General features: G+C 71.3%; 15 protein-coding genes. 3 read left to right on the top strand and 12 right to left on the bottom strand.

The genetic code is table 11. From position 1 onward, the window contains the following. Positions 1 to 14 precede the first annotated feature (14 nt). The 3 genes from recO to leuA form a co-directional block, all read right to left on the bottom strand. Complete coding sequence (gene recO / locus ACZ4Z5_RS25975; RefSeq protein WP_468266752.1) at positions 15 to 761, bottom strand: DNA repair protein RecO; 747 nt, start codon at positions 759 to 761, stop codon at positions 15 to 17. A gap of 123 nt (positions 762 to 884) precedes the next feature. Then, complete coding sequence (locus ACZ4Z5_RS25980) at positions 885 to 1,595, bottom strand: TerB family tellurite resistance protein (protein ID WP_468266754.1); 711 nt, start codon at positions 1,593 to 1,595, stop codon at positions 885 to 887. A 244-nt stretch (positions 1,596 to 1,839) separates the two neighbouring features. After that, on the bottom strand, positions 1,840 to 3,606 hold the full coding sequence (gene leuA, locus ACZ4Z5_RS25985; protein WP_468266756.1) for a 2-isopropylmalate synthase: 1,767 nt from the start codon (positions 3,604 to 3,606) through the stop codon (positions 1,840 to 1,842). A gap of 325 nt (positions 3,607 to 3,931) precedes the next feature. Here leuA and ACZ4Z5_RS25990 point away from each other — a divergent pair, with 325 nt between their 5' ends. The 3 genes from ACZ4Z5_RS25990 to ACZ4Z5_RS26000 are packed head-to-tail and all read left to right on the top strand — an operon-like array spanning position 3,932 to position 6,249. After that, positions 3,932 to 5,020, top strand: coding sequence for a M4 family metallopeptidase (locus ACZ4Z5_RS25990; RefSeq protein ID WP_468266758.1), 1,089 nt, complete (start codon positions 3,932 to 3,934; stop codon positions 5,018 to 5,020). 10 nt (positions 5,021 to 5,030) lie between these two features. Further along, positions 5,031 to 5,297 (top strand): protealysin inhibitor emfourin, encoded by a 267-nt coding sequence (locus ACZ4Z5_RS25995; protein ID WP_468266760.1) that lies wholly within the window; start codon positions 5,031 to 5,033, stop codon positions 5,295 to 5,297. Positions 5,298 to 5,340: 43 nt separating this feature from the next. After that, positions 5,341 to 6,249 carry a GNAT family N-acetyltransferase gene (locus tag ACZ4Z5_RS26000; RefSeq protein ID WP_468266762.1) on the top strand — a complete coding sequence of 303 codons (909 nt, stop codon included), beginning with the start codon at positions 5,341 to 5,343 and terminating at the stop codon, positions 6,247 to 6,249. A gap of 129 nt (positions 6,250 to 6,378) precedes the next feature. Here ACZ4Z5_RS26000 and era read toward each other — a convergent pair whose 3' ends face one another. The 9 genes from era to ACZ4Z5_RS26045 all read right to left on the bottom strand — a co-directional run bounded on the left by era (position 6,379) and on the right by ACZ4Z5_RS26045 (position 15,093). Continuing rightward, positions 6,379 to 7,320 (bottom strand): GTPase Era, encoded by a 942-nt coding sequence (gene era / locus ACZ4Z5_RS26005; RefSeq protein WP_468266764.1) that lies wholly within the window; start codon positions 7,318 to 7,320, stop codon positions 6,379 to 6,381. Between the two features lie 5 nt (positions 7,321 to 7,325). Next, entirely contained in the window at positions 7,326 to 8,285 is a 960-nt protein-coding gene (locus ACZ4Z5_RS26010) for a DUF916 domain-containing protein (RefSeq protein WP_468266766.1), read from the bottom strand. A 251-nt stretch (positions 8,286 to 8,536) separates the two neighbouring features. Next, positions 8,537 to 9,871, bottom strand: a complete 1,335-nt coding sequence (locus tag ACZ4Z5_RS26015) for a beta-xylosidase (protein WP_468266768.1) — start codon at positions 9,869 to 9,871, stop codon at positions 8,537 to 8,539. A 231-nt stretch (positions 9,872 to 10,102) separates the two neighbouring features. Beyond that, positions 10,103 to 10,456 carry a cytidine deaminase gene (locus ACZ4Z5_RS26020; protein WP_468266770.1) on the bottom strand — a complete coding sequence of 118 codons (354 nt, stop codon included), beginning with the start codon at positions 10,454 to 10,456 and terminating at the stop codon, positions 10,103 to 10,105. Positions 10,457 to 10,490: 34 nt separating this feature from the next. Then, on the bottom strand, positions 10,491 to 10,844 hold the full coding sequence (locus ACZ4Z5_RS26025) for an MmcQ/YjbR family DNA-binding protein (protein ID WP_468266772.1): 354 nt from the start codon (positions 10,842 to 10,844) through the stop codon (positions 10,491 to 10,493). After that, entirely contained in the window at positions 10,841 to 12,109 is a 1,269-nt protein-coding gene (locus ACZ4Z5_RS26030; protein ID WP_468266774.1) for a hemolysin family protein, read from the bottom strand. Before ACZ4Z5_RS26030 ends, ACZ4Z5_RS26025 begins: the two co-directional genes overlap by 4 nt. Beyond that, positions 12,106 to 12,603, bottom strand: coding sequence for an rRNA maturation RNase YbeY (ybeY, locus tag ACZ4Z5_RS26035; protein ID WP_468266776.1), 498 nt, complete (start codon positions 12,601 to 12,603; stop codon positions 12,106 to 12,108). The genes ACZ4Z5_RS26030 and ybeY overlap by 4 nt, the downstream gene beginning before the upstream one ends. A gap of 13 nt (positions 12,604 to 12,616) precedes the next feature. Next, positions 12,617 to 13,639, bottom strand: coding sequence for a PhoH family protein (locus ACZ4Z5_RS26040; RefSeq protein ID WP_468266778.1), 1,023 nt, complete (start codon positions 13,637 to 13,639; stop codon positions 12,617 to 12,619). A gap of 314 nt (positions 13,640 to 13,953) precedes the next feature. Further along, positions 13,954 to 15,093, bottom strand: coding sequence for a carbohydrate kinase family protein (locus tag ACZ4Z5_RS26045; protein ID WP_468266780.1), 1,140 nt, complete (start codon positions 15,091 to 15,093; stop codon positions 13,954 to 13,956). Positions 15,094 to 15,097: the final 4 nt, after the last annotated feature.

Consider the following 15,097-nt stretch of genomic DNA (forward strand, 5'->3'; position numbering starts at 1 on the left):
CTCGGTGATCTCGGTTATTTCTCTACGTACCGCAGCGAGCGCAGTCCGCGCTCCAGGTGCCAGTGCAGATACGCGGACACCAGTCCGCTCCCCTCCCTGACATGCCTCGGCTCGCACGCGTCCGCCGTCACCCAGTCCCCCGTGAGCAGCGCACTCAGCAGTCCGATGGCCTCCGCAGAGGGTACGACGCTTCCGGGAACCCGGCAGTCACCGCACACCACCCCGCCCGCCGCGACCGAGAAGAACCGGTTGGGCCCGTGGATGCCGCAGCGCGCACAGTCGCCGAAGCTCGGCGCATAGCCGTTCACGGCGAGGGAGCGCAGCAGGAACGCGTCGAGCACCAGGTTCGGTGCGTGCTCGCCCCGGGCGAGGGTGCGCAGCGCCCCCACCAGCAGCAGGTACTGCTGCACCGCCGGCTCGCCCTCCTGGTCGGTGAACCGCTCGGCCGTCTCCAGCATGGCCGTCCCGGCGGTGTAGCGGGCGTAGTCGGTGACGATCGGCCCGCCGTACGGTGCGATGATCTCGCTCTGGGTGCACAGCGGGAGATGCCGCCCGACGAGTTCGCTCCCCCGCGCGAAGAACTGCACGTCGACATGTGAGAACGGCTCCAGCCGGGCCCCGAACTTCGATTTGGTCCGCCGGACGCCGCGGGCCACGGCCCGTACCCGCCCGTGCCCGCGGGTGAGCAGCGTGATGATCCGGTCCGCCTCACCCAGCTTCTGGGTGCGCAGCACGATGCCGTCGTCGCGGAACAGGCTCATGGGCCCATTCTCCCGTACCGCCGACGGCCTGCCGCCATCGCATGCCGGGCACGGCAAGCGGGGCGGGTGCCGGGTGGCGGAAGGAGAGACGGCGGGAATCAGTACGGTCAGGAGACGGGATGGTCAGGAGACGGTGCGGGCCGCGGCGAGAAGGCGGGCGGTGTCGTCGTCGCGGAGCCGGAGCGCATTGCCGATGATGGCCAGGACATCGCGTTCGGGCTGGCTGTAGGGGCCGTCGGCGAGGGCGATACGGGCGCCCTGGAGGAGGATCGACTCGCGCCCCGCGGGTGCCAGGTGGGGCGCGAGGGGTTCAAGGGCCTCGTGGAGTTCGATGGCGAGGGCCGTGCCGCAGGGCTCGGGGGCGGGCAGCGGCTCGTACGCCCCGGGGAGCCGGCCGGTGTCGGCGGCCAGCGCTTCGACGAGGCCGACGAGGTGCTCCTCGGTGCAGTTCTCGAAGCCGGCGGAGCGCACGGTCGCCGTGGCGACCGAGGTGACGGTGCGGGACGAGGTCCCTCCGGCGGCGAGGACGGCGAGGGCGACGGTGTGCACGGCGTCGCGGAGCATCGCGGAGAAACGGGTGCTGGTCGGGTGGTCGAGGATGTCCGTCCCGAAGCGGTTCTGGCAGGCGGCGCATTCGACGACGGGGCCGGCGAGACCGCGCGGGAGCAGCGGGACGCCGAGCAGGGTGAAGCGCCGACGGCCGGTGCGGCGGCGGTAGTTGCGGTCCCCGCCGCAGTCGGGGCAGAAGAACTCGCCGTCGCCGACGGTGTTCCAGGACGTACGGATCGACCAGATGTGCAGCTTCCGTCCTCTTTGCCCCTGCGCCGGCACCATCCTGGACCTCCGTAGCTCCCCCGTCACTCTCAGGTCACGGGAGGGATCCGCGCGGCAACATCGCCGCGCTGGCGTGATGTTAGCCACATCAGTGATGTGGCGTCAGCACCCCAGTGGTGATCCGTGTGCAGGGATGGCCGGACCCCGCCCACCGCGGGGGTGGACGGGGCCGGTCATGAGAGGGGGAGCGGTTCCGGGCCCTTCGCGTTCTGGCTCGATCTCGACGGCCCGGGACCGCCCGGCGTCAGCGGTTGGCGCGGTTGACCGCCGAGACGACGGCCTTCAGCGAGGCCCGCGTGGTGTTGGCGTCGATGCCGATGCCCCACAGCACCTTGCCGTCGATGGCGCACTCGATGTACGAGGCGGCCTGGGCGCTGGCGCCCTCGCTCATGGTGTGCTCGGTGTAGTCCAGCAGGCGTACGTCCACGCCGATCGCGTTCAGAGCGTCGAAGAACGCGGAGATCGGGCCGTTGCCGGTGCCGTTCAGCACCGTGTCCACGCCGTCCACGACCGCCTCGACGGTCAGCGTGTCCGTACCGTCCTTGTCGGTGGTGCTCTGTCCGGAGCGCAGGCGGATGCGGCCCCACGGGTTGTCCGGATTCGGCAGGTACTCGTCCTGGAAGACGGACCAGATCTCGTTCGGCGTGACCTCGCCGCCCTCGGCGTCGGTCTTCGCCTGGATGATCCTCGAGAACTCGATCTGCATGCGGCGCGGCAGGTCCAGCTTGTGGTCGTTCTTCAGGACGTAGGCGATACCGCCCTTGCCGGACTGCGAGTTGACGCGGATGACCGCTTCGTAGGAACGGCCCACGTCCTTGGGGTCGATCGGCAGGTAGGGCACGGCCCACTCGATCTCGTCGACCGTCCTGCCCTGGGCGGCCGCGTCGGCCTCCATGGCGTCGAAGCCCTTCTTGATGGCGTCCTGGTGGGAGCCGGAGAAGGCCGTGTAGACCAGATCGCCCGCGTAGGGGTGGCGCGGATGGATCTCCATCTGGTTGCAGTACTCGCTGGTGCGACGGATCTCGTCGATCTGCGAGAAGTCGATCTGCGGGTCCACTCCCTGGGAGAACAGGTTCATGCCCAGGGTGACCAGGTCGACGTTGCCGGTGCGCTCGCCCTGGCCGAACAGGCAGCCCTCGATGCGGTCGGCGCCCGCCATGACCGCCAGCTCGGCGGCGGCGACGGCGGTGCCCCGGTCGTTGTGCGGGTGAACGGACAGGCAGATGAACTCGCGGCGGGTCAGGTGGCGGGACATCCACTCGAACCGGTCGGCGTGGGTGGACGGCGTGGAACGCTCCACGGTCGCCGGCAGGTTCAGGATGATCTCGCGGCCGGCCTCGGGCTGCCAGACGTCGCAGACGGCCTCGCAGACCTCGAGGGCGAAGTCCAGCTCGGTGTCGGTGAAGATCTCCGGGCTGTACTGGTAGCCGAAGACGGTCTCGTCGCCCAGGATCTTGTCGGCGTACTCCATCACCAGACGGGTGCCGTCGACGGCGATCTGCCTGATGTCGTCCTTGGAGCCGCGGAACACGACCCGGCGGAACGTCGGCGCGGTCGCGTTGTACAGGTGGACGGTGGCGCGGTGGGCGCCGCGCAGGGACTCCACGGTGCGCTCGATCAGGTCCTCGCGGGCCTGGGTCAGGACGGAGATGGTCACGTCCTCCGGGACGGCGCCTTCCTCGATGATCGACCGCACGAAGGCGAAGTCGGTCTCGCCGGAGGAGGGGAAGCCGACCTCGATCTCCTTGTATCCCATGCGGACCAGCAGGTCGAACATCTCGCGCTTGCGGGCCGGGGACATCGGGTCGATCAGGGCCTGGTTGCCGTCGCGCAGGTCGGTGGAGAGCCAGCGGGGCGCCTTGGTGATGCGCTTGCCGGGCCAGGTGCGGTCGGGGATGTCCACGGCCTCGTACGGACCGTACTTGTGGATCGGCATCCCGGACGGCTGCTGCCTGTGCGTCGTGTTGGTGATCGGGGTGGGGCGGCCGATCCACTGCGACTGCTGGGACATTGCTTGGGGCTCCTCGGGTCCTTCATTGCTGGGGTCCCTCCCATGCCCTTGGGCTATGGGGGAGGCCGACTGGGTCGAAGCAACACCAGACTCCGCGGGGAGGGGGTCGGCCTACGACTACAGGCCCTCGCCGCGGCAGCTAAGAAGAAGCAGCCCGAAACGCATGATGCGAAGAAGCGTAGCCGAGCATCGACGTGGACGCCGGTCCTGTTCCAGTATGCGGGACGCCCGAGCAGTAACGGGCAAACAGTGTCCTATCACTCCATTTCGCTAATCAATCTCGCAGCTCGTGACAGTTCGTGTACTCAGTGCCACATTGCCCGACATGACTCACTTCAAGCCCGTTTTCTGCGGCATCGTGCCGCCCCACGTCCTCGACAAGCTCGCCCGGTCCGAGGACCCGCGCTTCTCCGGCCCCGCCCGGCGCACCCTGGAGGCCGACGCCCTGCACCGCACCCGGCGGCGCGTGACGGCGCTCCGCGCGGTCGCACCGGCCGCCGGGACCGAGGGCGCCGGCCGGCCCCGGCGCACCGTCCACGACGCTGAGCACGACACCCGGCTCCCCGGCCGCGTGGTGCGCCGCGAGGGCGAGGGGCCGGTCGACGACGCGACCGTCAACCGCGCCTACGCGGGACTCGGCGCGACCTTCGAGCTGCTGCACGCCGTCTACGGACGGGACTCCATCGACGGAGCGGGCCTGCCGCTGACCGGGACCGTCCACTACGACCGCGACTACGGCAACGCGTTCTGGGACGGCGAGCAGATGGTCTTCGGCGACGGCGACGGCGAGGTCTTCCTCGACTTCACCATCCCGGTGGACGTCATCGGCCACGAACTGGCCCACGGTCTGACGCAGTACACGGCCAATCTCGAGTACTACGGCCAGTCCGGAGCCCTCAACGAGTCCCTCTCCGACGTCTTCGGCTCACTGGTCAAGCAGCACGCCCTCGGCCAGACCGCCGCCGAGGCGGACTGGCTCATCGGGCAGGGACTGCTCGCGCCCGCCGTGCAGGGCGAGGCGCTGCGCTCCATGAAGGCACCGGGCACGGCGTACGACGACGACGTCCTCGGCAAGGACCCGCAGCCGGCGAAGATGGAGGACTACGTCCGCACCAGCCGTGACAACGGCGGTGTCCACATCAACTCCGGCATCCCCAACCACGCGTTCTACCTGCTGGCCACGGCGCTGGGCGGCTACGCCTGGGAACGCGCCGGACAGCTCTGGTACGACGTGCTGACCGGCGGCGAGCTGACCAACGACGCAGACTTCGCGGACTTCGCCCGGCTCACCGTGAAGGCGGCCGGGGCCCGCTACGGCGAGGGGGCCGAGCACGAGGCCGTGCTCAAGGCCTGGTCGCAGGTGGGCGTGCCGACCGGCCGACGAACGGATGCGGGACCGGCGGGCACCGAGTAGACAGGACCCCATGCGCATTCAAGTACGACGCACCGGAGGATTCGCCGGCGTGGAACGGCTCGCCGAGGTGGACACCGCCGGCCGCGACGACGCGGCGGAGTGGCACGCCCTCGTGGAGCAGGTCCTCGCCACGGCCCGGGAGACCCCGCCCGTCGGGGTGCCGGACGGCTTCAGCTACCAGGTCACCGTCGACGACCGGACGGTGTACTGCGCGGACCCGCGGCTGACCGACGAGCAACGACGGCTGATCTCCCGCGTACTGAAGGAAGGGGCTTGAAACCGGGGAGACCGGGAACAGCCGATCCGCTTGGATGATCCGCATGACAACTGTTGATCATTCCGGTGGCGCCCTCGATGCGCTGGAGCACTACTACGACGCCGTCCCCCGCCCGTACGCGCGGGCCGAGGACTTCGGCCCGCTGACCCTCTTCGTGCGCGAGGGGGCCGGGTGGCACTTCTACGCCCGCCCGACGCCGGAAGCCGCAGGGCGGACGACCGTCGAGGACGTCCGGCGGGTCCGGGCCCGGCAGCGGGAACTCGGCGTACCCGAGTCGTTCGAATGGGTCGCGGAGACCACGCCGGGACTGCGGGCCGCCGTGGAGGAGGCGGGACTCCGCGTTCACGAGCATCCGCTGATGGTGCTCGCCGACGATGCCGCGGGGCCGGCCGAGGCGGATACCGACGGCACCGGGGCGTCCCATGCCGGGGCACTCGTGGGGTCCGGCGACGCGGGGACCGCCGCTGGAACATCCGGACGCGTCTCGGTGAGGCTCCTGGCCGGCGACGATCCGCTGTTGGCCGCTGCGCTGGCCGTACCGCAGCTGGCCTTCGCCCACCCGGGCACCGCGGTGGGCGCGGCCGGCCCCGAGGAGCTGGCCGCGGAGATCCTCGCGCTCGCCGGCAGCGAGCGGGTCGAGCGGGTGGCCGCCCGTCTCGATGCGGGGACCAGCGTGCTGGCCGCCGCGGTCGAGGACGGCACGGTGCTGTGCTCGGGGATGCACAACCCGGTCGGCGGCGTCACCGAGATCGTCGGCGTGGGGACGCTTCCGTCCGCACGGCGGAGGGGCCTCGCCCAGGCCGTCACCGCGGCGCTCGTCGCCGACGCGAAGGCGCGCGGCCACGCCACGGTGTTCCTTTCGGCGGGCGACGAGGACGTGGCGCGCGTCTACGCGCGGGTGGGCTTCCGCCGCGTGGCCACGGCACTGATCGCGGAACCTGCGGGGGCCTGACAACGTGCCCGCGGGGACCTGTCGGCCGGCCACGGGGACCCGGCGGCCGGCCACGGGTTCCGGGCCGGGGCCACGGCAGCGCTTGGGCGTGGCCGTCCCGGGCCTCGCGGTACCCGCGAGCCCCGGCTTCTAGAAGCCGAGCTTCCGCAGCTGCTTGGGGTCCCTCTGCCAGTCCTTGGCGACCTTCACATGGAGGTCCAGGAAGACGGGGGTGCCCAGCAGCGCCTCGATGTGCTTGCGGGACTTGATGCCGACTTCCTTGAGCCGCTTGCCCTTCGGGCCGATGATGATGCCCTTCTGACTGGGGCGCTCGATGTAGACGTTGGCATGGATGTCGAGCAGTGGCCGGTCGGCCGGGCGGTCCTCGCGGGGCAGCATCTCCTCGACGACGACGGCGATCGAGTGCGGCAGCTCGTCGCGCACGCCCTCCAGCGCGGCCTCACGGATCAGCTCGGCGACCATGATCTGCTCGGGTTCGTCGGTGAGGTCGCCCTCGGGGTAGAGCGCGGGCCCCTCGGGCAGCAGCGGGGCGAGCAGGTCCGCGAGCAGCGAGACCTGCTTGTCGCCGACCGCCGAGACGGGAACGATCTCCGCCCATTCGATACCCAGCTCACGGCCGAGCCGGTCGATCGCGATCAGCTGCTCGGCGAGGGTCTTGGAGTCGACCAGGTCGGTCTTGGTGACGATGGCGACCTTGGGCGTCTTCTTGATCCCGGCGAGCTCCTTGGCGATGAACCGGTCGCCGGGGCCGATCTTCTGGTCCGCCGGCAGGCAGAAGCCGATGACGTCGACCTCGGCCCAGGTGGTCCGCACGACGTCGTTGAGCCGCTCGCCGAGCAGGGTGCGCGGCTTGTGCAGGCCTGGGGTGTCGACCAGGACGAGCTGCGCGTCGGGCCGGTGCACGATGCCGCGGACGGTGTGCCGGGTGGTCTGCGGGCGGTTGGAGGTGATCGCCACCTTCTGGCCGACCAGAGCGTTCGTGAGGGTGGACTTGCCCGCGTTGGGGCGGCCGACGAAACAGGCGAAGCCCGCCCGGTGGGGGGCTTCGGTGGCATGGTTACGAGCGCTCATGCGGATTATTGTCCCCGATCGCGACGGGCCCGCCGTACGGCCCGCAGCCGCAGACCCGTCACGGTGCCCGCGGCGGCGGCCACGAGCGGGGCGAGGACCAGCCAGGGGAGCGCGAGGAAGGAGACCGTGGCCCGCTCGCTCACGTCCTTGGCACGTGCGGTGAGCGTCACCTCGCCCCAGTCGAACTGGGGCGCGCCGGACCAGGGTTCGCTGAGCCGGACCCGCTGGCCGGGGAGCAGTTCCGAGGGCGCGGCCGTCAGATCGCGGTGGAGGAGGGTACGCCCGAAGAGCCCCCGCGCCTCCAGGGCGACGCGTGGGTTGAGGGTCACATTTCCGCGGTTGTGCAACGTGTACGACAGGACGGCGCGGCTCTCCGCGGTGCCGGGCACCACCGGGCGGTCCTGGTCGAGGGTGACGTCCTCCACGGCGAGGGCGGGCACGGTGGGGCCGCCGACCCGCAGGTAGATCCTGGCCCCCACGGCCTGCCGGACGCCGACCGCGACCGGGCCGCGGGAGGTGTCGATCCGCTCGTCGAGGGCGACGAGGGCGCCGGGGTGGTCGCCGGGCACGGCGTCGGCGGGCACGGTGAGGGTGAACGGCACGGTGACGGAACCACGGGCGGGGACGGTGAGGCCGCGACGCTCGGGCGCGGCCCAGGCGCCGACCCCGCGCTGCTTCTCCTTCTCGGTGCGCACGGCGAATCCGCCGTCGCGGGCGGTGTTGTAGGCGTCGGCGCCGTAGAGCCGGAAGGTCAGCGGTCCGGCCGTCCTGTTGGTGACCGTGACCCGGTCGGTGAGGACGTCTCCGGGCGCGGCGGAGAAATAGAAGTACGGTCGCTGCCCGAGTGCGGTGGCGGCCGGGAAGACGGACCAGTCGCCGTTGTCCGCGGCCGTGGCGGCGGGCGGCCACAGCAGCGGGCCGACGGCGACGAAGAGGGCGAGCAGGAGGACGTACGGCTTGCGCACGGGCGGGAACCCCCGGGTGGAAGACGGGCCGGTCGGGCGAGGGGCCGGGCAGTCCGGCCGAACAGGAAGTGCAGCGGGCCGAGGACGGGCCGGTGAAAGGCGGACCGAGCAGGAACCACACCCGCCCGGGAACCGGCCGGTGAACGACCGACCGAGGCAGGAACCACACCCGCCCGGGAACCGACCGGTGAAAGGTGGGCAGGGCGGGAGGTGGGCCGGCCGGGTGCGCGCCCGGCCCACGGGACCGGCCGTCAGGTCAGCGTGAGCGTGAGTACACCCGTGTACGTGCCTGGCGCGGTGAACGCCGGTACGTCCAGGGACACTCCCGCGTCGACGGTGAACTCACCGCCGGTCACGGTGCCGTTCGGCGTGGAGGCCAGCGTCGCGCCGGCCGTGCCGACCGGTCCTGCCGAGCCGGCCGCGCAGGTGCTGGGGCTGCCCGCCTTGGTGGCGCAGGCCGGGGTCCAGCCGAGCTTCCCCGCGGCGATCTTGCCGCCGGGTCCGGAGAAGTCGGTGACCTTGCCGGTCAGGGACCAGCCCGCGGGGCCGCCGCGGAAGTCCTTGACCGTCACCGTCCTCAGCGCGCCGGTGGACGCGCCGCCGGTCCCGAAATCCACCGCGGACATCGCGACCGCGTCGCCGCCCTGGCTCATGGACAGGGTGCCTGCCTTGACGGACGAGGTGAGCTTCTGGCTGTTCGGCGGGGCGGGGGTGTCGTCGATGACGGTGTACGTCGCCGGGCCGGCGCCCTTCTCGGCGGACCAGACGGCGCCCTCGTACGCGACGACGCCGGTGGTCGCCTTGTCGGTGACCGCGAGGGCCCCGCTGAACCCGCCCTGGGCGTTCGCCGTCACGGTCGTCTTGTCCGCCGTGGCCGCGGCGCCCGCACGGCCCTCCAGGGTCACGGTGGCCCCGGCGGTGAACTTGCTGCCGGTGACGGTGACGCTGTCGCCGGGCTTGCCGGATGCCGTCCCGAGCTGGATGGCGCGCTCGTTGGTCTGGCCGCCGTCCGTGGCGGTGACCGTCTCGGAGACGGGCGCCGGCGGATCGGTGACCGTACAGGGCGTGTCCAGTTCCATGATGTAACTGGTGTGGATGTTGTAGTCGCCCGGGGAGAGCGTGATCGCACCGGCCGCGGTGACCGTGAAGGTGCCGGTCATGCTGAACGCCGGGAACGCGCCCTTGCCGGGGACGGGCGGATTCTTCTTGGGCCCGGCGACCGTGACCGACCCGGCCTGGGCACCGCCGAGGGTGACCTTGCCGGTCGGGGTCATGATGTCGGCGGGCAGGGCGATGTCGACGGGGTTGCTGGCGGCAGGCTTGGTCACGGTGTAGGTGACCGTGACCGTGTCGCCGATCTTGGGCGTGGCCTTGTCGACCTTGATCTCCGCGGTCGTCGTGCCGTCGATCGGCGGGATGCCCGCGATCGGCGGCGGCACGCAGTGTGTGGGGAAGTCGACGGGCGCGGCGGCCGAGGCCACGGGAGCCCCGAGCGCGCCGCCCCCGACGGCGAGCGCCACGACACCGAGGACGGCGGCCCATCGCCGTCTTCGCGCTGCGGGGGTGCGTGGGGTGGCTGAAGGCATGGTTGGTTGCCCCCTCCTGATGGATGCGGGCGCAGCGGCTCTCCTGCGCCGACAGGGGCATTGACGGCTCGGGGCAAAGAGAAGTCAATGCACGCCGGACGCATCGACTGATGACCCATCAGATACTGTCAAGATCCTGTCACCGCAGGTCAGAGCTACTGGAGCGGAACGCTCCCGTCGGCCCGGGGACGTCGGCCGGACATGTCGCGCCCCGCGCACCCCGCCGTCGGGTCAGCCGGCCGACAGGGTGCTGCGCAGTTCGCCGTCCGGGCCCGCGACCAGGACCGGAGTGGCGGCCCCGCCCAGGTCGGCGACCGCCGCGCGGTCCTCGTCGGGCACGGCGGGCTCGGTGGTGACGACGGCCGCCGCCTCCAGGGACCGGGCGCCCGAGGCCACCGCCATGGCGACCGCGGTGCGGAGCGCGCTGATCTTCAGCGACGGCAGATCGACCGTGCCGGCGACATAGGTGCGTCCGGTCTCGTCCCGTACCGCCGCACCCTCCGGCACGCCGTTGCGGGCACGGGCGCTGCGCGCCAGCGTGATGATCTTGCGGTCCTCGGGGCCGGGCTCGGTGCTCTGTGTCATGCCCCGAGCATAAGGTCGGGCCGCCCGTCCGCGATCAGGGCCGGTCGAGGCGGAGCCGGTCGGCCTTCGGCAGTCCGGCGACGACCAGGTCGTAGGAGTCCTCGATCATCTCCCGGACCATCCGCTCCGGCAGCCCGCCGACGGTGACGGTGTTCCAGTGGCGCTTGTTGAGGTGCCAGCCGGGCACGATCGCCGGATGGTCCGCGCGGAGCCGGACCGCGAGCTCCGGCTCGCACTTCAGGGAGACCTTGAGCGGCTCGCCCGTCAGGTCGCTGAGGGCGAACATCTTCCCGCCCACCTTGAAGACCGAGACCTCCGGCCCGAAGGGGAAGTCCTCCACCGCCGCGTTCTGCTCCAGACAGAGCGCCTTCAGCTGTTCCGGGGTCATGCGGGCTCCACGAGAACGGTGACGATCCTGTTGCGACGGCCCGCCGGGGACTCGGCGGTCAGTCGCAGGGCCCGCCCGTCGGGCAGGTCCACCACGGCGTTGGCACCGGAGATCGGGACCCTGCCCAGGGACTTCGCGAGGAGTCCGCCGACCGTCTCGACGTCCTCGTCGTCGAACTCGTCGAGCCCGAACAGCTTGCCGAGGTCGCCGATGTCGAGGCGGGCCGTGACGCGGTAGCGGTCCTCCCCCAGGCCCTGCACCGGCGGCAGCTCCCGGTCGTACTCGTCGGTGATCTCGCCGACGATCTCCTCCAGGATGTCCTCGATGGTGACGATCCCGGCCGTGCCGCCGTACTCGTCGATGACCACGGCGACATGGCTGCGTTCCTGCTGCATCTCCCGCAGCAGATCGCCGGCGTTCTTGGTGTCGGGCACGAACGTGGCGGGCCGCATCACGGTGGACACCAGGTCCGACTCGGACTCGCGGTTGATGTGGGTGCGCCGGACCAGGTCCTTGAGATAGACCATGCCGACGATGTCGTCCTCGTTCTCCCCGGTCACCGGGATGCGGGAGAAGCCGGACCGCAGGGCCAGGGTGAGCGCCTGCCGGATGGTCTTGAACCGCTCGATGCACACCAGATCGGTGCGGGGCACCATCACCTCGCGCACCAGCGTGTCGCCGAGCTCGAAGACGGAGTGCACCATACGGCGCTCCTCGTCCTCGATCAGGGATTCCTGCTCCGCGAGGTCCACGAGGGCCCGCAGCTCGGCCTCCGAGGCGAAGGGGCCCTTCCGGAAGCCCTTGCCCGGGGTCAGAGCGTTGCCGATGAGGATCAGCAGCTGTGGGATCGGGCCCATGATCCTGGCCAGCGGCAGCAGCACGTACGCCGCGGCGGTTGCCGTGTTCAGCGGGTGCTGGCGGCCGATGGTGCGCGGTGAGACGCCCACGGCCACATAGCTGACGAGGACCATCACCGCGATGGCGACGGCCAGCGCCTGCCAGGTCTCGTCGAACTCGCGCAGGGACACATAGGTGACCAGCACGCCGGCGGCCATCTCGCAGGCGACCCGCACCAGCAGGGCGACATTGAGATAGCGGGTGGGGTCGGCGGCGACCTGGGCGAGCCGGTCGCTGCCGCGCCGCCCGGACCGGACCGCTTCCTCGGCGCGGAAGCTGGAGATACGGGCGATGCCGGCCTCGGCGCAGGCGGCGAGCCAGGCCACGACGACCAGCAGCACCGCCCCGATGATCAGCTGCGCGGTCACGACACGGTCGGTGCGGGTGACGGGCCGGTCAGCCCCTTGTCCGCCCGCCAGCCGTCGACGATCGCCGCCTGGAGGCCGAACATCTCGGCCCGCTCGTCGGCCTCCTCGTGGTCGTACCCGAGGAGGTGCAGCACTCCGTGCACCGTGAGGAGCTGGAGCTCCTCGTCCATGGAGTGCCGCGTCGGGGCCTCCTCGCCCTGCCTCTTGGCCACCTCCGGGCACAGCACGATGTCCCCGAGGAGCCCCTGCGGGGGCTCCTCGTCGTCCTTGGACGGCGGACGCAGCTCGTCCATCGGGAAGGACATGACATCGGTCGGGCCCGGGAGGTCCATCCACTGGAGGTGGAGCTGCTCCATGGCTTCGGCGTCCACGACGATCACCGAGAGTTCGGAGAGCGGGTGGATGCGCATCCGGGTGAGGGCATAGCGGGCGATCTCGAGGATCGCCTGCTCGTCGACCTCGGTTCCGGACTCGTTGTTGACGTCGATCGACATGGTGCTGGTCTGTCTACTTCCCGTTGCGGCCGTTCGCGGTGTCGTACTTCTCGTACGCGTCGACGATACGGCCGACGAGCTTGTGCCGTACGACATCCTGCGAGGTCAGCATCGAGAAGTGGACGTCCTGGACGCCGTCCAGGATCTCCCGCACCTGCCGCAGGCCGCTCTTGGTGCCGCCCGGGAGGTCGATCTGCGTGATGTCACCGGTGACGACGATCTTCGAGTCGAAGCCGAGCCTCGTCAGGAACATCTTCATCTGCTCGGGGTTCGTGTTCTGCGCCTCGTCGAGGATGATGAACGCGTCGTTGAGCGTCCGGCCGCGCATGTACGCCAGCGGAGCCACCTCGATCGTGCCCGCCGCCATCAGACGGGGGATCGAATCAGGGTCGATCATGTCGTGCAGCGCGTCGTACAGCGGCCGCAGATACGGGTCGATCTTCTCGTAGAGCGTGCCGGGCAGGAAGCCGAGCCGCTCGCCCGCCTCGACGGCCGGCCGGGTCAGGATGATCCGGTTGACCTGCTTGGACTGGAGCGCCTGCACGGCCTTCGCCATGGCGAGGTACGTCTTTCCGGTACCGGCCGGGCCGATGCCGAACACGACGGTGTGCTTGTCGATCGCGTCGACGTACCGCTTCTGGTTGAGCGTCTTGGGGCGGATGGTGCGACCGCGGTTGGAGAGGATGTTCTGGGTGAGCACCTCGGCCGGGGTCTCGGCGTCTCCGCCGTTCTCGCTCGCCCTGAGCATGGCGATCGAGCGTTCCACTGCGTCCTCCGTCATCGGCTGTCCGGTGCGGAGCACCAGCATCATCTCGTCGAACAGGCGCTGTATCAGTGCGACTTCCTTGGCGTCACCGATCGCGCTGATCTGATTGCCCCGCACATGGATGTCGGCGGCGGGGAACGCGTCCTCGATCACGCGCAGCAGGGCGTCGCCGGAGCCCAGAACGGTCACCATCGGATGCTTGGCGGGGACGGTGAAGTGGGCTCGAGCCTGCCCCGGCGCAGGGGTGTGGGTGATGGGTGTCTGAGTCATGGGCCGGCACTGTGGCCTGCGCATACCTCCTGTTGCAGGGTTCTCGCCTCTCGACAACCTCTGAGGTTCCCAGCGTACGACGGGCCACCGACGAGGCGGACAGCATTTTCCGGCTGCCCGCACGGGCCGGTCCCCGACGGGCTGTCCCGGCCGCGCCTGCCCGCCGCCGTGCCTGCCGTACGCGCCGCCGCCGGTGCCTGCCGTATGCGCCCGCCGTCCGCGCCCGCCTGCCGTGCCGCAGTCCGCGCCCACCGTCTGTCGCCGGCGTCCGCCCGTCCGGGACGGCCACCCGGGCCCGCCACCCGTGCCCGTCCTCAGGCGGTGCGGCGGAAGCCGATCGTCGGTACCGCCCGGCGCAGCGGCCAGGGCCGGACCGCCTCCGGCACCAGGTCGTCCAGGAAGGCGTACCGGCCCAGGGCCCGCGGGTCCTGGGCACCGGCGCCGCCGCCGGACGACACCGCGCAGGTCTTCACCTGTCGCCACCAGGCGCCGACCTCGGCCCAGCCGGGCGCGGACAGCGAGCCGCCGAACTCCTGCACCGACAGCGCGGCGGTCAGCCCGGCGAAGGCCAGCCGGTCCGCGAGCGGCCACTTCGCCAGGGTCCCGGTGACGAACCCCGCGACGAAGACGTCGCCCGCACCCGTCGGGTCCAGCGCCGCCACGTCGATGGCCGGCACCTCGGCGATCTCCCCGGTCCCGCCGTCCACGGCGTACGCGCCCTCGGCACCCAGGGTGACCACGGCCAGCGGGACCTTCTCGGCGAGCGCACGGGCCGCGGCGCGCGGGCAGTCGGTGCGGGTGTAGCGCATCGCCTCCCCCGCGTTGGGCAGGAAGGCCTCGCAGTGCGTCAGGTCGGGAAGCGCGGCCAGGTCCCAGCGCCCGGTCTCGTCCCAGCCGACGTCGGCGAAGACCAGCGCCCCGCCGCGGGCGGCCGTGCCCACCCAGTCCTCGGAGCGCCCGGGCGCCAGGGACGCGATCGCCGCGCGGGACCGGGGAGGGTAGTGCAGCTCGCCGGGGTGGGCGGGCGGTGGCGCCTCGTGGCCGTGCGACACCATGGTGCGCTCCCCGTCGTACGCCATGGAGACCGTGACCGGCGAGTGCCAGCCCGGAACGGTCCGTGACATCGACAGGTCGATGCCCTCGCCCTGTTCCAGCGCGTCCCAGCAGTACTCCCCGTAGTGGTCGTCGCCGAAGGCCGCGGCGAGCGAGGTGTGCAGGCCCAGCCGCGCGAGGGCGGTCGCCATGTTGGCGACCCCTCCGGGGCTGGAACCCATGCCGCGGGCCCAGGACTCGGTGCCGACCACCGGGGCGCTGTCCAGGCCGGTGAAGATGATGTCGAGGAAGACCGTGCCGGTCAGGAACACGTCGCACACCGGATCACCGGGCGCCCGGAGCCCCTTCAGCGGATCCACTCCCGCGGCGGGTTCCGGCTGGTCCGAGCGGTATGCGATCACGGTG

The organism is Streptomyces sp. NPDC030222 (assembly GCF_055573115.1).

Bases quoted from the DNA above. Each gene is read 5' to 3' on its own strand.
- recO (WP_468266752.1), bottom strand. From the start codon at position 761: ATGAGCCTGTTCCGCGACGACGGCATCGTGCTGCGCACCCAGAAGCTG.
- ACZ4Z5_RS25980 (WP_468266754.1), bottom strand. From the start codon at position 1,595: ATGGTGCCGGCGCAGGGGCAAAGAGGACGGAAGCTGCACATCTGGTCG.
- leuA (WP_468266756.1), bottom strand. From the start codon at position 3,606: ATGTCCCAGCAGTCGCAGTGGATCGGCCGCCCCACCCCGATCACCAAC.
- ACZ4Z5_RS25990 (WP_468266758.1), top strand. From the start codon at position 3,932: ATGACTCACTTCAAGCCCGTTTTCTGCGGCATCGTGCCGCCCCACGTC.
- ACZ4Z5_RS25995 (WP_468266760.1), top strand. From the start codon at position 5,031: ATGCGCATTCAAGTACGACGCACCGGAGGATTCGCCGGCGTGGAACGG.
- ACZ4Z5_RS26000 (WP_468266762.1), top strand. From the start codon at position 5,341: ATGACAACTGTTGATCATTCCGGTGGCGCCCTCGATGCGCTGGAGCAC.
- era (WP_468266764.1), bottom strand. From the start codon at position 7,320: ATGAGCGCTCGTAACCATGCCACCGAAGCCCCCCACCGGGCGGGCTTC.
- ACZ4Z5_RS26015 (WP_468266768.1), bottom strand. From the start codon at position 9,871: ATGCCTTCAGCCACCCCACGCACCCCCGCAGCGCGAAGACGGCGATGG.
- ACZ4Z5_RS26020 (WP_468266770.1), bottom strand. From the start codon at position 10,456: ATGACACAGAGCACCGAGCCCGGCCCCGAGGACCGCAAGATCATCACG.
- ACZ4Z5_RS26025 (WP_468266772.1), bottom strand. From the start codon at position 10,844: ATGACCCCGGAACAGCTGAAGGCGCTCTGTCTGGAGCAGAACGCGGCG.
- ybeY (WP_468266776.1), bottom strand. From the start codon at position 12,603: ATGTCGATCGACGTCAACAACGAGTCCGGAACCGAGGTCGACGAGCAG.
- ACZ4Z5_RS26040 (WP_468266778.1), bottom strand. From the start codon at position 13,639: ATGACTCAGACACCCATCACCCACACCCCTGCGCCGGGGCAGGCTCGA.